Origin of the sequence: Mesorhizobium sp. M1B.F.Ca.ET.045.04.1.1, from assembly GCF_003952465.1 — a bacterium.
Lineage (GTDB): Bacteria > Pseudomonadota > Alphaproteobacteria > Rhizobiales > Rhizobiaceae > Mesorhizobium > Mesorhizobium shonense.
Genome location: NZ_CP034448.1, coordinates 3703583 through 3721592, shown reverse-complemented (window position 1 = coordinate 3721592; position 18010 = coordinate 3703583). Strand labels below are relative to the sequence as shown.

The following is an 18010-nucleotide window of genomic DNA, read 5'->3' as shown; positions in this document are numbered from 1 at the left end:
CATGACTCCCGGAACAACACGACGATGCAGCCGCTTGCATTGGGCAAAAGCGTGGCGGCAAACCGGCACGCCATGCGTAAGGCCAGACATCGATCTTCGTCCGCTCGGCGCCTTCGCTCGGGCGGCAGTGGCCGTGTGGCCATTGGCAAGTTTCTTGGGAAACCAGCTGCGTCTTGCCGGCGCAGCACTGCTGCCCGCGCGACCTTCCATATCGGGATGAAAGTCGTATCAGAATGCCGGCGATCTCGGCCATGATCGATGGCCGCTCGTGCAGTCCCGCCTGCCGGACCGGCTTCGGCGAGTTGCCTGTGGCCTGCCAGCAAACCGATGGCGAACCGACATGCTTGCGGTTTACTTCAGCCGGCTCGAACCATCACCGGCATAATTGTTCAACTCGATCGCAGCCCCTCTTTGACGTTCTTTCGAAAGCGGATCGTGTTCTGCCGGTCGAGTTGATGCCGGACGCGCGGAGTCCAATCGGGCGTCGAGCGCTTGTAGCTCTTGCCAAAGCGGACCGGGGATCGACTGCCCCTCTCTTGCGGGCCTCTCCTCTGCGCTCACCGAAGCGGTTTGCTCCATTGTTGCGGCCGGCCGCTTCCTGCGCGACTGAAACCGCGAGACCGTGGGATGCTTGGCGCTGTAAGTCTGCCGTCTTTCCTCGGCAACTTCCAGCTCGCCGAGCGCCGACATGACCGATGCGAGGCGGTCTTCGATTTGCGTCAAACGCCTCCGGGTGGAAAGCAGGGCAACTGAAACCAGCAAACTGTAGGCGAGAAAGACGATAACTGCTCCGCCCGGATTCTCGATGCCGAAAGAGATCAATGTGACAGCCCCAACAAGCACGGCGAGGGCGCCATAGCCCAGTAGCCGGCCTTTCTGCAAAAGGAGCATCAACGGCAAGGTTGTTGACAGCATCAGAATGGTTCCCGGTCTGTTGGTGATCCAATCCGCAAATTTCACAACGATTTCGCTGTAAGTGTCCATGTCAACCTCGGACTCGCCTTCGATCTCGGACCCGCCGGCGGCCAGCCGCGTTCTTGTCGTCCAGGCACAGGGTTCTCCTGCGAGACGCTATACGTCGGCAGTGTTGTGGGCCTCTCGGAAGAGCGGCAGCAAGGTGTCCAGGCGACGTCCCAAAGCTCTGAAAGGCCTGCCGGGTAGACCAGATCGACCTTTAGCCGATTTACTACTCAATAATGGTAATGGCGAGAATGTCCGCGAAGCTGATATGTTTCTAAGCCGACCGGTGACGCGATCGGTCAGGTGGGTGGAACAGCGATTTGGACATGCCGGCGGGGCACAAAGGCCCGCGCGATGAGTTTGAGCGCGCCTAACAGCTAACTGCCCGAACCTTTTGGAAAGAAAGCCATTTCAGCCGACGCTGAAGGGGTGGTGTCGTGCTGCTGATCGCAAGGATTCCGAGATGGCAAGTCCAGCTGACAATCCGACGATGATCCGGGAGTTTTTGCCGCTCGACGTCAGGGAGATCGTTGATTTCTTTCTCCGGCGTTGGAAGCTTGTGTGCAGTATTGCAGCGCTCACCTTCAGCTTATTTCTAGGCGCCGCCTATGTTATTCCGGCATCGTATACGGGCGTTGCGCAAATCCTGCTTGACGCCCCGATCGACTATATGACTCCGCAAGACTATTCCAATTCTGACTTTGCCGACAATCCAACATTCATCGAAAGTCAGATTGCAGTCCTGAGATCCGCCTCACTTCTTCAACAGGTCGTCGACAGCCAGAAGCTTACGGAAGATCCCAAGATCGGGCCGGCGGCATTGGTATGGCTCCAAGGCGCGCTGGGAGTCTCGCGCGTCGGGCTCGGCAACGTCATTGAGCTTGATGTGAGCACCTACGACCCGCAGAAAGCAGCATCGCTCGCCAATGCAATTGCCCAGGCCTATGTCAACGATCGAATAAAGTCCCGTTACGAAGGGGTCCAGAAAGCCTCGACATGGCTTAGCGAGCGGGCCTCCTACTTGCGGGCGGAGCTCAGCCGTTCGGAACAGGCAGTCCAGAAATTTCGGATCGATCACAATCTGCTGGCGACGCCGGCGGGCAGCCTGACCGACCAACAGCTGTCCGAATTGAACGTCGCTTTGATCAATGCGCGCGCCGAACTGTCGGAGAAACGGGCGCAGTATCAACAAGTCGACAAGCTGCAGATTGCCGGCGGCGACATCCAGTCAATGCCCGACGTCTTGCAATCCGTCGTGGTCAGCGCACTTCGATCGCAGCTGTCTCTGGTGAGCCGGAAGGAAGCCGACCTCAAATTGAAATACGGCGAACGGCATCCCGAAGTCATGGCGGCCCAAGCCGAGCGCCACGACATCGAGGGGCAGATTGCCGCCGAGGTCCAGCGCCTCATCGGCAACCTGAAGAATGAAGTCGACGCCGCCGAAGCCCGCGAGGCTTCACTGGCTCGGGCCCTGGACTCAGTATCCAACCGATCCGAGATCGAAGGTCAGGTTGGCGTTCAGCTGCGCGATCTCGAGAGGATCGCCGCCGCGAACAAGGAACTCTTCGAGACATTCCTGTCACGCGCCAAGCTCACCGAGGAAAAATCCACCCTCCTCAACAGCGGCGTGCGTGTGATCACCGATGCCAGCGTTCCGGGTGCACCGAGCTTCCCGAACAGGTCTCTTTTTGCGGCTCTGGGTTTGGTCTTCGGCATTTTCTTCGGCGGCGCCGGCGCCGTTCTTCGTGAGCTTTTCGCTTCCGGCTTCATGGCAAAGAAGCAGATCGAGGACGAACTGGCCGTTCCGGTTCTTGCGTCCATGCCAAGGATGTCGGGCTGGTCGAAGGACGCCCAGTCCCAGGCGCAGCCGGTGGCCTACCTCGAGCGCAAACCACTATCCAGATACAGCGAAGCGGTGCGGCGGCTCCGCCTCGGCCTGGAGGCGACGCCGGAATGGGACCGTTCGCCGCGCCTCATGCTCGTGACGTCGGCGATGCCCGGCGAAGGAAAGACAACTCTAGTGTTGAGCCTGGCCTGCTCCGCCGTGGCCGACGGCAAACGGGTTCTGGTCATCGATGCGGATTTGCGGCTGTCCGCCACAACGGCTTTCTTCGGCATGGCGGACAAGGTCGGCTTGGTCGACCTCCTCACTTTGCCGGTGAAGGCTGCAAACGCAATTCACCTGGACGAACGCTCGGGGATTTCCCTTCTGCCTGCCGGCGCAAGGACCCGCAACCCGCCTGCCCTTCTCGCTTCGGCGCGAATGCGCTCCATCCTCGATGAGCTTCGCGGAAAATTCGACACGGTGATCATTGACGCGCCGCCCGTTGGACCCGCGGCCGATGCCACGATCCTGGCGAAGCATGTCGACAAGGTCGTCTTTGTCGTGAAGTGGCGCGAGACCTCGCGCGAGGCCGTTGCCGAAGGAATTCGACATCTCGGCGGTCGGTCCAGGATTGCCGGAATCGCCTTGACAATGGTGGAGGAACCAAAGCTGCCGAGATACGGCCGTTACACGTCGCTCGAAAGCAGTGTCTCGGACAGTTACTATCTCAATTAGGAAAGAGACAATATTGCGCCATGCTCAACGCTGACTTATACCACAATCGGCCCCTGGAGCCGGCAGCACAAAGTCACGACGGCGAACTTGCCCGTTGGTGCGTGGTCCAGACGCACCAGCATTCCGAAAGCCTCGCCGAAAGGCACCTGCTGTCGCAAAGCTTCCGAACCTATCTGCCCAAGCGAAGGCGAACTGTCCGGCACGCGCGCAGTGTCAAAACCGTCTCCAGTGCATATTTCGACTGCTATCTGTTCGTCTCACTGGCTGTTCATCAACAGAGCTGGTACCCGATCAACTCGACCGTCGGCGTCCGGAAGCTGGTCATGAGCAAAGGAATGCCGATACCGGCACCTTACGGTGTGGTCGAGTCGCTGATATCGGCAACCGACGATGACGGAATTTTGCATCCGGACATTCTGTTGAGGCCGGGTCAAAGAATAAGGATCATAGACGGACCGTTTTCGGACCAGCTAGGGGTTCTTGACCAGGTCGGCAGCGCTGGGGCGGTCAGGATTCTTCTTGATATTATGAACCGTTCGATTCCGATTACTATCGGCAGAGATAAACTCTCGGTAATTTCTTAATACTTATTGTGAACTTTCATTTACTGTTTTTCTGGTGGGAAAATAGCCGAACCCACTCGACGGAATTGGCACCCAATTCACCCTGGGTGCGGCAGCTTGCAAAGACAACATCCGAACTTGCAGGCCGGCATTGAGAGGCTTGGTGCCTCAACATTGCAGCGAAGTCAGGCGCAGAGATTGGAATGCCTCAAGTCATCCGACAACGTCGAGCGAATGACGCCAGCCGCTACAAATTGCAGGAGACCCCTTGCAGCCCGCACCCAAATCCAAATCAGGAAGCTACCGCCCCGACGGGCCCGGTGAGCTTCACGATGGCCTGCGGCCGCATCAGTATCGTCGCTGGTCCCCGGATGCCAAGGCAAGGATGGCGACGGAAGCGCTGGCGCCGAGGGCGAATGTATCGGCGCCGGCCCCTTCGCTTGGCGTGAGCCCGTCGGGCAGCCAAGCAGATGCAAGGCCCTCTCAAGCCAACGGAAGCGCTTTGCGGCCCCGCGAAACGGCACCGGTGCTGCCGATTGCCACTGATCTGTTTCGAGCGTTCAACGAAGCCGGCCTGAAATACGGGATAATTCAAGATTTGGCATCTCTACATGACGGACTGTCTGGCCGGGACGATCTGGATGTCCTCTTGGACAAGCACGACTATCCGGCCTTCTGCTCGATCGTAAGTCAGCTGCACGGCCGTCGCAGCGTCAGCCTGTCCTGTTACGACAATGTCTGCGCCGGACGGGAAGACTGGTTCCTGCCTGATTTCTCGCATGGCCGCTATCTCCATCTCGATATGCATATCGGCGGCCGGGTCGGCAGGGAATTTCGTAAGCGCTATCCGGTATTCGATTATGCGGCGATCACGCGATGGGAGTCGGTCAGCGTCGACGGCGTATCGATTCCGGTGGTCTCCTCAGAAGACGAGCTTCGAATAACGATTGCCCGTTTCGCCTTCCGGGCCTGGGCGCCACCGTGGAGGCAATGGATCACCGTCGGCGATGGTTGGAAGGACCAAATTGCACGCCTGCCGTTTCTGTCCAGCGAATCCGAATTGCGTGTGATGGAATATGAACTTGGCGGCGGGCGAACGGTAAGCTGCAGGTTCATGCAAAGCGGCGACGGTTTGGCTGCCCATCGCGGAGATCTCGCCAGGCTGCGGCGTTCGATCCGGGAAATGTGCGGCTTCACGGGGCGCTATGGGATAGCCGATGCCGCGGTCCATCTGGCCCGCAAGACCTCATATCTCGGCTTGCGGTTCCTTCAGCGCTTGATGCCCGGCAGCTTTCCACCAAAGAGACGGCCCGCGGCAGGTGGATTCGTGGTGGCGCTCATAGGCCCGGACGGCACGGGCAAGAGCACCCAGGCTGACCGGCTGACCCAGATTTTTCGATGGAAATTCGGCTGCGCGCAAGCCTATGTCGGAACCGGCGATGGCAATGGATGGTGGCTTCGCAAGGCGCTGCAGGCTCTGGTTTTCCCCCATAGACGCCGCCTCAAGTCCCTGGCCGGCCACGACGGCAAAGATTCCCTCGGCCGGAGCGGAGCCAAGGAGGGCGTTGCAGCCGCCGCATTGGCATTGTGGGCGGTTTTGATCGCGTTTGAACGATACGCTGTGGTGAAACGCGCACATCGGTGGGCGACGCGCGGGCTGATCGTCATTTGCGACAGGTGGCCGCAGGCGCTCCGAAGCGGATATCTGGACGGGCCGACCATCCCACCGCACCTGTTCTCCGTCCCGGGCCTGTCAGCTCTCGCTCGGCTCGAGCAGCGGCTCTATCAGAAGATGGCGGAGTGCCAGCCGCACCTCACTTTGCACCTCGTCTCGGATTTTGCCGTCTCCGAGCAGCGAAAGCCGGGAGACATCAAGAAAGAAGCGTTCGATGCGCGGCTGTCACTGATGGCGGAGCTACGAGCCAGGGACAAGAACATCCGGACCGTTGACGCCAGCACGGACGTAGAGGCCGTCGGCCGGGAACTGTTCAGGCACATCTGGCTGTCTTTGTAACAGCCGGCCGCGGAGTCCTCGGCCCACATCCATTCCCACAATAGACGCAACCTCCCCCGCGATCGCGCCAGGCGACAAGCGATCCCGGCCATGCGCGCGAAAGGCGGGAGCCGCCAGGCATCTCGCTCGACGCATTCGATCCTCTACCCGAGCCCGGATTTCACGTCCCCTGAGGTATAGGCAATGAAGATCGTTCATGTGCTCACCCGACTGCTTCGGGCCGGCTCCGAAGAGAACACATTGGCTTGTTGTCTCGCTCAGGCGCGGCACGGCCACGAAGTGCTGCTGGTTCACGGCGAGGAATACGACCCGAGTCTACGGTTGTCCGTCGCCGGCGCCCTTCGAGTGGTGACGCTCGGAAAACTCATCAACTCGATTTCGCCCTCGCGCGACATTTCTGCATTCGGGCAGCTCACGCGCCTTATGCGCGATTGGCAGCCCGACATCGTGCACACACATCAAAGCAAGGCCGGCATCGTCGGCCGTCTCGCCGCAAGGGAAGCCCATATCCCCGGCATCGTGCATGGCGTGCACATTTTGCCGTTCGTGCATGTGGGCACTGCGCAGAGGCTGATATTCCTGGCTGCCGAACGCCTGGCCGCGAGGTTCACGCGCGCTTACATCGATGTCAGCCAGGCCATGCGCGACATTTGCATCTCCAATCATTTGGGCCGCCCCGATCAGCATCACGTCGTCCACTCCGGCTTCGATCTGGCACGTTTCGCGAACGCGAAATGGCCGCAAGAACCGCATCTGCTGCTGGGGACGGGCGCCGGCGAGCCAAAGCCACCGGTGGTCCTGATGCTGGCCGCGCTGGAACCGAGAAAACGCCACGTCGAGTTCATTGAAGCATTCGGGCAGGTCGTCGATCGAATTCCGAACGTGCGACTGCTCGTGGCCGGTGAAGGGTCGGCGCGAGCCGCGGTTGAATCGGCGATCGAACGATCCCCGTTCGCGAACAACGTTCGCATGATCGGCCATCACCGCGAGCCGGAACGGCTGATCAGCCTGGCGGACGTGTGCGTGCTGACATCCATGCGAGAAGGGTTGCCCCGCGTCATGATGCAATATCTGGCGGGCGGTCGAGCCAGTGTGATCTCGCACCTGCCCGGCGTGGAAGAGGTTGTGAAGCATGGCGTGAATGGAATTGTGACGCCGTCGGAAGACGTAGGCGCCGCCGCCGCGGCGGTCGCCGATCTTCTCGAGAACCAGCATCATCGCGCTCGACTGGCTGACGGCGCGAAACTCACCGATCTTTCGTCCTGGGGACTGGATTCCATGTGCGAAAGGGTCGAGCTGATTTATCAATCCGTCCTGGAGTCAGCCCCTGCAGCCGCAAGGCCAACCGAGGCGCGAATTCGCGACCGCCTGGCCAAGCAAACCATGGGGCTGCCCGGATTTTGATCGCCCTTTCGCTCCTTCGAACGAGCAGGGAGTTGCAAGGCCATTTCTCCAACCGAACGGATCCCCGCTGTCACGCCCTGGTCGACGCGTGTCGACTGGCCGTGAAGGCAGTTGTCAAGGCAAGCGGAGTACAGACGATGTGTTTGCGTGCTGACCAGCAATTTCCATCCCAGCCTTTGCGAAGCTGGAGCCGATGGCTCCTTACCGGATTCGAACCGGCGGCCGGCGTGTTCGCAATGATCGCCGGTCTCGCAATTGCTTTTGTCCTGCTCACGGCGCATGCGTCCCGCGCCGACGGCTATGCCTTCGACACCGGCGACGTCTTGCGGATATCCGTGATCGGCGAGGCGTCCTATCCGCTGGATGTGGTGGTCGATGATCGGGGCTCGATATCGCTGCCCATGTTGGGCGATATCCAAGCGCGAGGCCTCACCACCGTCGCCCTTTCAGAGGCCATTGAGCATGCATTTCGGCAGCAGAAGCTCATCCTCGAGCCGTTCGTGAAGGTGGAGATCGGTCAGTACCGGCCATTCTTCATTTCCGGAACCGTGGCTCACCCCGGATCCTACCCGTTTCAACCGGGAATAACGGTTCGCCATGCGCTCGCCATTGCGGGCGGCTTTCGGGCTAGCGCGGTGGGAAACACGGAGCCGGCCCTGCAAATAGCCGACCTGCGCAGCACTCGCGCAAATCTGGCGATCGAAGAATATCGCCTGAAGGTTCGGCTCGCCCGGCTCCTGGCGGAAAGCCGCGAAGACAAAACCTTCGTTGCTCCGGCGGATCCGCCGATCGAGTTCGGCGGACACCTGATTGCCGACATCATCGCGTCCGAACAAGCCCAGCTGAACGCGCGGCTTGCCGCGTATCAGGACGACGTCTCCTATCTCCAGGCCTCGCTGGATCGGTCGAAGAAGGAAGCTGATATGGTCGCCGCCACCAGAAAGGAACGGGAAAAGACCGCAAACCTTCAGCTTGAGGAATTACAGTCTGCCCGCTCGCTGCGGGAAAAGGGGCTGATAACGAACTCGAATGTCAATTCGGCGGAAAGAGCGCATACGAGCTATCGGGCCGAACTGGCGCAGACCGAGCTGCAGCAGGAGCAGGTCCAGCAGGAGATGCTGAACGCGCAGAGCGAACTGCGAAAAAAGCGTCAAAGCCACGAAGTGGAGTTGATCGGGCAGACCCAGGACACGCAGGTCGAGCTTGGAAAAGTCCAAAGTCAAATCAGGTATGTCGCCGACAAACTTCTGTTTATCTTTACTTACGGCGAACAGAGGACCTTTGACGACTTGCAAGGTTCGGTGAAGATTTCGATTTTCAGGCGCGACCAGAAGATCGCTCACGACCTCGTCGCCGACGAAAATACGGAGGTGAAAGCCGGCGACGTCATCGAGGTCTCGCTTGTGGCCAACAAGGGGTTTTACGCTCCGGACTCCGGAACAATGGCGCCTCCGAATACGGAAGGTGCGGCCAACCAGCCCGGCATCATCGGCCAATAAGACGAGCCTCGCTTTCTCAAGCAGCGCTAGGCTTCGAGCCTGCTGTCGCCGCTCCGCAATGCTCTGGATGAGCTGTGCATTTGATTGGTCTCCGGCCGTCTGCACTTAGGGGTTAAGATCTCATCTTCGGAACTTTGACAATGATCCTGGGGGCAGCACTGACCGCTTTGGGGAGCCGACTCCACAAGGCGAATTCTGATGCCGCGACGGAACTGAGGCCGCTCAGCCTCCTCCGTGCAACGGTGCGCCGCAAAACGTCTCGTCGCGCCCTGCGCCGCCGGCCCGTCGTCCGGCCGCACATCCCCGGAGCAATCCTGCTCGTCCTCGCCCTTGCGTTGGTTGGAGCCGATCTTTTACCGCGCTTCGTCGATTTCGGCAGAGTCTCGCAGGCGCGGCCGTGGACCGATCTCTCGGCCGGCTGGCTGGCCGGTCCGGGCGCTCTGCCGGTATGGCTGGCTATCGCAATCCTGGCCTTGCTCGCGGTGGTCGCGCGCTACGCAAGGCGGAAACGGAGGGGCAACTTGCCAGGCGCGTTCGCGAACGCCGGCGCCTCGGTCACGGAGCCGGCGCCCGGTTCGGAACTCGCCGACGCATTGCGCTCCTGCAAGGCAGCGTTCGCCGGCGTCGCGCTCTTCAGCGGCGTGAGCAACATCCTCATGCTGACCGGCGCGATGTTCATGTTGCAGGTCTACGACCGCGTGCTGCCGAGCCGCAGCGTCCCGACCCTGATAGCCATGGCGATATTGGCCGGCATTCTGTTTGTCGGACAGGCGCTCATCGACCTTGCGCGCGGCCGCATCATGACCCGGATCGGCGCCGAGCTGGACGACGCGGTAGGGGGACGCGTCTTCACGGCTGTTTCGAGGCTGCCTCTGTATATCGGCCAGCAGGGCGATGGATTGCAGCCGCAGCGCGATCTCGACGGCATCCGCACATTTCTGTCGAGCGCCGGGCCTGGCACGCTTTTCGACCTCCCGTGGCTTCCTTTTTATCTGGCGATCATCTGGAGCCTTCATCCGACCCTCGGGATCACCGCCACCTGTGGCGCGATCCTGTTGGTGACGCTGACGGCCGCGACCGAGGTCTTTACGCGCAAACCGATTGGCGCCGCGGCTGTGACTGGCGTGCGGCGCAACAGCCTCGCCGAGGCCAGCCGCCGCAACGCGGAGGTGCTTGCGGCGATGGGCATGGGCAACCGCCTGCACGACCACTGGCGGGAGGCGAGCCGTGAATATCTGGCGCAACAGCAGCGCGTCAGCGATATCGTGGGCGGCTTTGGCAGCTTCGCCCGCGCCTTGCGGCTGATGCTCCAGTCGGCAATGCTGGGTGTGGGCGCCTGGCTGGTGATCCAGGGCGAGGCGACGTCCGGGATCATCATCGCCGGCTCAATCCTTGCCGGCCGCGCGCTGGCGCCTGTCGATCTCGCCATCGCCCATTGGCGCAACTTCGTGGCCGCGCGTCAGAGCTGGAGCAGGCTGAGCAAGTTGCTCGCCCGATTGCCGCCGGACGCGCAGCCGATGGCACTTCCGGTTCCCGGTGCGAATTTGACGGTGGAGCGCATCGCGATCGGCGCGCCGGGCGCGCAGCGGATCATCGTGCAAGGTGTGGAGTTCAGCCTGGACGCCGGCTCGGTGCTCGGCATCATCGGACCAAGCGGCTCCGGCAAATCGAGCCTCGTTCGTGGGCTGGTCGGCGCGTGGCGACCGCTGGCAGGCCGCATCAAGCTGGACGGCGCCGCACTCGATCAGTGGTCGTCGGAACGCCTTGGCCGCTACATAGGCTACCTGCCCCAAGACGTCGAACTCTTCGCCGGAACCGTTGCCGCCAATATCGCCCGCTTCGATCCCGGACCGGATCCGGAGGCTATTGTTGCCGCCGCCCGCGCGGCGGGTGTCCACCAGCTGATCATCGGTCTTCCCAACGGCTACGAGACGCAGATCGGAGAGGGCGGAACCGCGCTTTCGGCAGGGCAGCGCCAGCGCGTTGCCCTGGCACGCGCGCTCTATCGCGATCCGTTCCTGGTCGTCCTCGACGAGCCCAACTCCAATCTCGACAGCGAAGGCGAAATGGCGCTTGCCGCAGCCATCCTAGGAATCAAGGCCCGCGGCGGCATCGTGGCGATCGTGGCGCATCGGCCGAACATCCTCAGCACCGTGGATTTCCTGCTGCTGATGAAAGAGGGGCAGATGCAGATCTTCGGCACCAGGGAGTGCGTCCTGACGAAGCTCCTGCCGATGCCGCAAGTCAGTGCCGAGGGCCTGCAGCCGGTAGCAAGCGCGCCACAATTGCGGAACTGAACACAGGACTCGGGCAAGCAAGGCGACGGACTTGAAGCGGCCTTCCTCCAACCGGCGTTCCATTCGCCGCAACCTGCTGGGCGGGACAACCGTCGTCGCGCTGCTCGTCGGCGGGGTCGGAGTCTGGGCCGGAACCGCGGACATTTCCGGAGCCATCATTTCGCGTGGCGCGGTAGTTGTCGAGACCAGCGAGAAGAAGGTGCAGCATCCGACCGGCGGCGTTGTCGGCAAGATCTTTGCGCACGACGGCGACCGTGTCCGAGCCGGAGACGTTCTGGTCCAGCTCAGCGACACCATTCCGCGCGCCAGCCTGGCCTATGTGACGAAGAACCTGGACGAGCTTTATGCGCGAAAATCGCGGCTTGAGGCCGAGCGTGACGGCAGTGAGCGGATTGTGCTTGCTCCCGAGCTTGCCGCGCGAGTGAACGACCCCGAGATTGCAGCCACGGTGGCCAGCGAGCAACGTCTATTCGATCTTCGCCGGGTCGAGGTGTCCGGCAACAAGGCACGCTTGCGCGAACGCATCGAGCAACTCGGCAAGCAGATCGAAGGCTACTCGGCCCAGGAATCGGCAAAGGCCAAGGAGATCAAGCTGATCAACGACGAGCTCGTCGACATCCGCAGCCTCGTCGAAATGAAACTCACCCTCAAGTCGAAGCTGACCGAATATGAACGCGAGGCGACACGCATCGAGGGTGAACGGGCGCAACTTGCATCGAGCATGGCGCAGGCGAAAGGGGCCATCGCCGAGGTCGAGCTGCAGGTCCTGCAGCTGGACAAGGAATTTTCCAGCCAGACCGGGAGCGAACTGCGCGATGTCGAAGCCAAGATCGCCGAGTTCGAGGAGAAAAAAGTCGCCGCCGAGGACCAGCTGTCGCGCATCGACATTCGCGCCCCTTCCAGCGGCACGGTTCATCAATCTTCGATCCATACCGTGGGCGGCGTGATCGGCGCAGGGGAGCCGATCATGCTGATCGTACCCGACACCGACACGCTCACGGTCGAGGTGAAGGCCGCTCCGCAGGACATCGACCAGCTCTCGATCGGCCAACGCGCGCTTCTTCGCTTCACCGCCTTCAACGTCCGCACCACGCCCGAAACCGAAGGTGTGGTCTCCATGATCTCGGCCGATGTGACGCGCGATCAGCACACCAATGAAGTCTACTACGTGGTGCGCATCACGCCCGGCCCGAAGGACCTGAAGAAACTCGGTCCTGTCTCGCTCATTCCCGGCATGCCGGTGGAAGCGTTCATCCGGACCGGTGACCGCAAGGTGTTCTCCTACCTGATGAAGCCTTTGACGGACCAGATGATGCGCGCCTTCAGGGACCAGTAGCGGCGCGGCTTGCCGTGCGGATCGCGCAAATCCTAGTTCATCTTTAGCGACGGAGACTTGTCATGATGACAACCGAGCTGAAACCTCCGATTTTTCTGATTGGCAATTATCGGTCCGGCACCACGATTGCGCAGAAATTGATCGGGCTGCACCCCGACATCGTTACCTGGTACGAGCCAAAAACGGTGTGGCTTTATGCCGACCCGGCGCGGCGTCATGACGAATTTGGCGAAATCGATGCCACGAAAAAGGTCGCTCGTTACATTCGGGGCCGGTTCCTCGAATACCAGTTACGAAATGGCAATCGGCAGATCATGGAAAACACGCCCGCCAACGTCTTGCGCGTGCCGTTTGTCCACGAAATATTTCCTGAAGCCACATTTCTGTATATTACGAGGAATCCATTCTCCTACATAAGTTCGATGGAGCTCAAGTGGCAGCGAGCCAAGTCATTCAAGGGGCTTCTGCGTCTCCTGAAAATGACCCCTGTCACTCAGATTCATTACTATGCCACAGATATTGCTAAACAGATCATTGCCAAAAGAATATTACGAAGAAAATACACATCCATCTATGGCCCTCGCTACAACGGGATAGATCGGGACTTGAAGGAGCAAGAAAAACTGACGGTGATCGCGCGCCAATGGGCGCGCGGCAATCGGAAGGCTCGAGAAGATCTCGCCAGGCTGGGCAACAGCCGCGTGCTGTCGTTTCGCTATGAGGACCTGATCCAGGATCCCGAGCTGGTCTTGCGGCGCATCTTTGACCATTGCGGGCTGAACTGCACCGAAGACATCGTTCGCACGGCCAAGGAGATGATCGATCCCGGCCGCCAGCAGAAATGGCTGCGCCTGGATCCGAACGAACTGGCGGCGATCATTCCCGAGGTCCAGGATGAGATGGATTTCTACCGCTACGAGATCCCGTCCCTTCTCGTTGAACATGGCTCGCGGCCAACGCGGGCTCCGTTGGCGTTTCAGCAAGGCCGTCCGGATATTCCGTCTCCCCGCTGAGCGGTTCCGGGAAAGATGCATGGCCGCCCGCCTGGGTCGGTCGAGTAAGTAACCTGCACGTGGAGATTGGCGTGAGCGACATTCGGCGCGGGCTGGCAAAACGCAGTGTCGTGGGCATGTTCTGGACGGGCCTGTCCATGGGCGCCCTGGCGGTTGCGGAGCTTGTCGCCCTTCTCCTCCTGGCCCGGCTGCTCTCGCCCAACGAGTTCGGCCTTTACTCCGCGGCACTGATCGTCATCAAGTTTTCGGCCATCTTCCAGGGCCTTGGCATTACGCCTGCGATCGTGCAGCGGCCTGTACTGGAGGAGCGGCATCTTCGGGTGGGGTTCACCTTGTCGTGCCTGCTCGGACTTGCCGTGGCCGCGCTGGTTTGGCTGATGGCACCCGCAATTGCCAGCCTTCTTCGCCTCCCCGATCTCATTCCAATCGTGCGCGCGGTCTGCTTCATCTTTCTTTTCCAGGGAGCTTCCATGGTGGCGTTGGCCTCGGCCCAGCGCGCGTTGCGGTTCCGTTGGCTCGCGCTCGTCGACGCGGTCGCTTTCGCGGTCGGCTATGTGGTTGTTGGTCCGGTGCTGGCCTGGCTCGGCTTCGGCATTTGGGCGCTTGTCGCAGCGCTCCTGGTCCAGCAGTTGTTCCGCACGATCGTGCTGCTCGCCGGCCAGCGGCACCCGATGCGGCCGTTGCTCGAGCGAAGCGCGATTTTCGAACTGCTCTATTTTGGAGGCGGCTTCACCATTGCGCGGGTCTGCAACTACCTCGCCACTCAGGTGGACAGGCTCGTCGTGGGCCGCTACCTCGGCGCCGATGCGCTCGGCGTTTACGGCTTGTCGTCCCAGTTCATGACCACTCCGGCGGTCATCGTCGGCCAGGTTCTCGATCGCGTGCTGTTCCCCACCATGGCACTGGTCCAGGAAGAGCCCGTCAGGCTTGCGCGTGCCTATCGCAGCGCGGTAGCCGGTTGTGGCCTGCTTGTCCTGCCGGCCAGCGTGGTTGTGGCGATCGTCGCGCCCGAATTGGTTCGGGTCATTCTCGGACGAGGCTGGGAGGGTGTAGTAGCCCCCTCCAGATCCTGGCGTTCAGCATGCTGTTCCGCACGAGCTACAAGCTTAGCGACTCCGTCTCGCGGGCAACCGGAACGGTTTACGCACGAGCCTGGCGCCAGGCTGTTTTCACCGTCGGTGTCTTCGTCGGAGCCTTCATAGGGCAATTTTGGGGGGTGGAAGGTGTGGCGTTCGGTGTCGGCCTGGCATTCGGGGCCAACTTCTTCCTCATGGGGCAGTTGAGCCTGCGCGTGACCGGGATGACATGGGCGGATTTCTTCCTGGCGCACTTGCCTGGCCTCGCGCTAGCGGGCGTCGTCGGAACCGGCGTCTGGGCGTTCGTGGAATGGCTTCGCGCCTTCCAGCTGTCTCCTCTTCCGCTGCTCATCGATACGGCATTGCTGGCGTCTGCGGGGGGCCTGCTGTTGTGCTGGCTGCTGCCGTCGCTGTTCCTTGGGCGGGAAGGCCTGTCGCTGCTGCGCTTGCTCGCTGCAGTGGTGCCCGCGTGGCCTAGGATGAAGCAGGCAACAGACTGATCATCGGCGGAACTCGAGATAGGTCCGAGGATCACATTCTTCACGCGCAACGAAATCATCGCCTTGCTCGATCATGGGTCGGCCTGACCCGGGTCGGGCACCTGGAGGTTTCGTTGTTAATCGAGGGGAAATGCGGAAAGGAGATGTATCATGGCTGAACTATTCGAAACGCGGGTGGCGACAGCAGGCGACGATGTCGAGGAGAAAGGTTCCGGTACGATCGGAACCAACACCGGCGACCTGGAGCTGGGTTATGACAGCAGCACCCGCCAGACGGTCGGCATCCGATTCACCGGCATCGACATCCCGCAAGGCGCGATCATCACCAGCGCCTACATCCAGTTCCAGGCCAATGAGGTGAAGACCGGCGCGGCCTCACTGCTGATCCAGGGCGACGACACCGACGACGCCAGTCCCTTCACCAGCACCGCGTTCAACGTCTCGTCGCTTCCCCGGACGACGGCGTCCACCGCCTGGACGCCGGACCCGTGGACCACGATAGGCGAACAGGGCCTGGCCGAGCGTACACCCGACCTCTCTACGATCGTCCAGGAGATCGTCAACCGATCGGGCTGGGCGGCGCTCAACGACATGGCCTTCTTGATCACCGGCACCGGCACACGCACGGCCGATTCATATGAATACAATCCCGCCGGCGCGCCGCTGCTGCACATCGAATATACCTTGCCGGGATCCGGAAGTCCGGTGGCCTTTAACACAAACGCCGATGCCAATTCCGCCACCAATCAGATCGCCGAGCTCGCCGCGACTGGTGCTTCTACCGGGATCACCGCTTCAGCGACGGACCCCGACGCCAACACGACCGTCACCTACAGCATCAACGATGCGCGCTTTGCCATTAATTCCAGCACCGGTGTCATCACGCGCTCGTCTGTCGGCACCCTGGACTTCGAGACCCAGCCGTCGATCAACTTGACGGTGACGGCAACCTCGTCGGACGGCGGCAGCGCCACCAAGATTTTCACTCTCGCTGTCCTCGACAGCCCGGAGCCGGTCGCGTTCAACACGCCGCCGGATGCCAACACCGCGGCCAACCAAATCTCCCAGAACGCCGCCGCCGGCACTGCCGTCGGCATAACCGCCTCGGCCAAGGATCCCGATGCCGGATCGACGGTCACCTACACGATCGACAGCTCGCGCTTTGACATCAATTCCAGCACCGGCGTCATCACGCGATCGAGCAGCGGCACGCTCGATGCCCAATCGGAACCGTCAATCAATCTGCACGTGACAGCGACCTCGTCCGACGGCAGCACCGACATCCACACCTTCACCGTTGACGTCACCGGCGGCAGCGGCCAGTTGCCGACATCGGTGACCTTGGCGCATACCATTCTGACTTCGCAGTGGTCGCCGCCAAGTCCCGATCCAACGGATATCGTCTATATTTCTCATCTCGGCACGCTGCTGGTTGCCGACAGCGAAGTCGATGAAATGTCCATTTTCACCGGCAAGAATCTCTACCAGATGAATCTGAACGGCACCCTGGCGGGTACGCTCACGACCATCAATTTCTCCGATGAGCCGGCCGGGGTCACATACAATCCGACGAACCACCATCTCTTCTTCTCGGACGATACCGGCACGAAGAGCGTCTACGAGTTGAACCCAGGCAAGGATGGGCTTTACAACACGTCCGACGATATCGTGACCTCATTCAAGACGTCCGCGTTCGGCAGTTCGGATTCGGAGAGTCTTGCCTACGACACAAACCGCGGAGTGCTCTATCTCGAGGATGGCTCGACCCATAGGATTTACACCATCGCTCCGGGCCAGAACGGCAAATTCGACGGCGTCCCAAGCACGGGTGGCGACGATGTCGTGACGAGTTTTTCCGTACAATCGCTCGGAACCCCTTCTGACGGCGGGCTCGCGTATGATCCGGTCCACGACCTGCTTTATGTCATCACGTCACGCAACTCGGTCGCGATGGTGACGCCAACCGGGGATCTGCTGGGCACGCTCGATATCTCCGCCGCTCACGCGAAGAAACCGGCGGGATTGGCGCTGGCGCCGAGCAGCGACGATCCGAGTCATCACATGAGCCTCTACATCGTCGATCGGGGCGTGGACAACGACTCGAACCCGACCGAGAACGACGGCAAGATCTATGAATTCCATTTGAATGACTGGCTGCTCGCCTGACCCGTCAGGTGCGATCTTTCAGGCCCCCGGAGCGCGTCATGCCCGGCTCGAATGGTGCCGGGCCAATGCGCCCCGGACGCGCGAGCGCGGCGCGTTGCAAGCGCGAGCGAGACTGACCGCCGCCGGCAAAAGAAAAGCCCGGATCGCTTGCGGCACCCTGGCGTGCCGCAAGCGATCCGGGCTTTCAACGTAGAACCAAATAAATAATTAGAGCAGTTCGCCGTTTCCATGAAACGGTGAACTGCTCTGCTCTAAGCCCTATGGCCTCAAAACGCTGTTTTCAGCGATCATGCCGGTCGAAGAGGCTTACGATTGGCCGGGAGGGCCAAGGTGAATATGGTTCGTGTCTCCCCAGCCATTGCCCGGGCGTGATCCTCCCGACTGGGCAATCGCCTTCGAGTTCAGGCTCGTGCCGAGCAGAAGCGTTATCGCCGGCGGGGTCACCGCCGCAAAACGCCCCGCCTTCTTGAGAAAGTCCCGGCGCGCCTGAGACTCTGAAACCAGCGTTTCCGGCTTCCGTTCCGGGCGTTTTGTGCTTTCGGTTGGCATGTCAAATCTCCCCACACGCGTTTCAAGATTTCACGGACTTTACTCTATGCTTCCCGGGACGGAGGTACTAGTT

The 18010-nt window shown here is 61.1% G+C and carries 12 protein-coding genes and 1 pseudogene; 11 read left to right on the top strand and 2 right to left on the bottom strand.

Features of this window, described 5'->3' with window-relative positions; genetic code table 11:
• Positions 1-351: 351 nt before the first annotated feature.
• The gene (locus tag EJ071_RS18145) at positions 352-984 is read right to left on the bottom strand and encodes a hypothetical protein (RefSeq protein WP_126099069.1); all 633 of its coding nucleotides are present in this window, start codon (positions 982-984) and stop codon (positions 352-354) included.
• A gap of 439 nt (positions 985-1423) precedes the next feature.
• On the opposite strand from EJ071_RS18145, the gene EJ071_RS18140 reads away from it, so the two are divergent.
• The 11 genes from EJ071_RS18140 (at position 1424) to EJ071_RS18095 (ending at position 17388) form a co-directional block, all read left to right on the top strand.
• Positions 1424-3520 carry a polysaccharide biosynthesis tyrosine autokinase gene (locus EJ071_RS18140; RefSeq protein WP_126099068.1) on the top strand — a complete coding sequence of 699 codons (2097 nt, stop codon included), beginning with the start codon at positions 1424-1426 and terminating at the stop codon, positions 3518-3520.
• 20 nt (positions 3521-3540) lie between these two features.
• Positions 3541-4104, top strand: a complete 564-nt coding sequence (locus EJ071_RS18135; protein ID WP_126099067.1) for a transcription termination/antitermination NusG family protein — start codon at positions 3541-3543, stop codon at positions 4102-4104.
• Positions 4105-4351: 247 nt separating this feature from the next.
• On the top strand, positions 4352-6097 hold the full coding sequence (locus EJ071_RS18130) for a hypothetical protein (RefSeq protein ID WP_245460289.1): 1746 nt from the start codon (positions 4352-4354) through the stop codon (positions 6095-6097).
• A gap of 183 nt (positions 6098-6280) precedes the next feature.
• A complete protein-coding gene (locus EJ071_RS18125; RefSeq protein WP_126099066.1) occupies positions 6281-7501 on the top strand; it encodes a glycosyltransferase in 1221 nt (406 codons plus the stop codon).
• A gap of 236 nt (positions 7502-7737) precedes the next feature.
• Entirely contained in the window at positions 7738-9000 is a 1263-nt protein-coding gene (locus tag EJ071_RS18120) for a polysaccharide biosynthesis/export family protein (protein ID WP_245460288.1), read from the top strand.
• A 473-nt stretch (positions 9001-9473) separates the two neighbouring features.
• Positions 9474-11297 carry a type I secretion system permease/ATPase gene (locus EJ071_RS18115; RefSeq protein WP_348628154.1) on the top strand — a complete coding sequence of 608 codons (1824 nt, stop codon included), beginning with the start codon at positions 9474-9476 and terminating at the stop codon, positions 11295-11297.
• Between the two features lie 31 nt (positions 11298-11328).
• Positions 11329-12633 (top strand): HlyD family type I secretion periplasmic adaptor subunit, encoded by a 1305-nt coding sequence (locus tag EJ071_RS18110; RefSeq protein ID WP_126099064.1) that lies wholly within the window; start codon positions 11329-11331, stop codon positions 12631-12633.
• 62 nt (positions 12634-12695) lie between these two features.
• Positions 12696-13646, top strand: coding sequence for a sulfotransferase (locus tag EJ071_RS18105; protein WP_126099063.1), 951 nt, complete (start codon positions 12696-12698; stop codon positions 13644-13646).
• A gap of 71 nt (positions 13647-13717) precedes the next feature.
• Positions 13718-14848, top strand: coding sequence for an oligosaccharide flippase family protein (locus tag EJ071_RS18100; RefSeq protein ID WP_245460287.1), 1131 nt, complete (start codon positions 13718-13720; stop codon positions 14846-14848).
• A 23-nt stretch (positions 14849-14871) separates the two neighbouring features.
• A complete protein-coding gene (locus tag EJ071_RS39505) occupies positions 14872-15222 on the top strand; it encodes a hypothetical protein (protein ID WP_245460286.1) in 351 nt (116 codons plus the stop codon).
• A 150-nt stretch (positions 15223-15372) separates the two neighbouring features.
• Entirely contained in the window at positions 15373-17388 is a 2016-nt protein-coding gene (locus EJ071_RS18095) for an RTX toxin (RefSeq protein ID WP_245460285.1), read from the top strand.
• Between the two features lie 345 nt (positions 17389-17733).
• Here EJ071_RS18095 and EJ071_RS18090 read toward each other — a convergent pair.
• Positions 17734-17937, bottom strand: a pseudogene (locus tag EJ071_RS18090) (hypothetical protein); the annotation flags it as partial.
• Between the last annotated feature and the right edge of the window lie 73 nt (positions 17938-18010).

What these genes read in the sequence shown, in the direction of transcription:
- EJ071_RS18135 (WP_126099067.1), top strand. Translation starts at nt 3,541, where the DNA reads ATGCTCAACGCTGACTTATACCACAATCGGCCCCTGGAGCCGGCAGCA.
- EJ071_RS18105 (WP_126099063.1), top strand. Translation starts at nt 12,696, where the DNA reads ATGATGACAACCGAGCTGAAACCTCCGATTTTTCTGATTGGCAATTAT.
- EJ071_RS18145 (WP_126099069.1), bottom strand. Translation starts at nt 984, where the DNA reads ATGGACACTTACAGCGAAATCGTTGTGAAATTTGCGGATTGGATCACC.
- EJ071_RS18140 (WP_126099068.1), top strand. Translation starts at nt 1,424, where the DNA reads ATGGCAAGTCCAGCTGACAATCCGACGATGATCCGGGAGTTTTTGCCG.
- EJ071_RS18120 (WP_245460288.1), top strand. Translation starts at nt 7,738, where the DNA reads ATGATCGCCGGTCTCGCAATTGCTTTTGTCCTGCTCACGGCGCATGCG.
- EJ071_RS18125 (WP_126099066.1), top strand. Translation starts at nt 6,281, where the DNA reads ATGAAGATCGTTCATGTGCTCACCCGACTGCTTCGGGCCGGCTCCGAA.
- EJ071_RS18095 (WP_245460285.1), top strand. Translation starts at nt 15,373, where the DNA reads ATGGCTGAACTATTCGAAACGCGGGTGGCGACAGCAGGCGACGATGTC.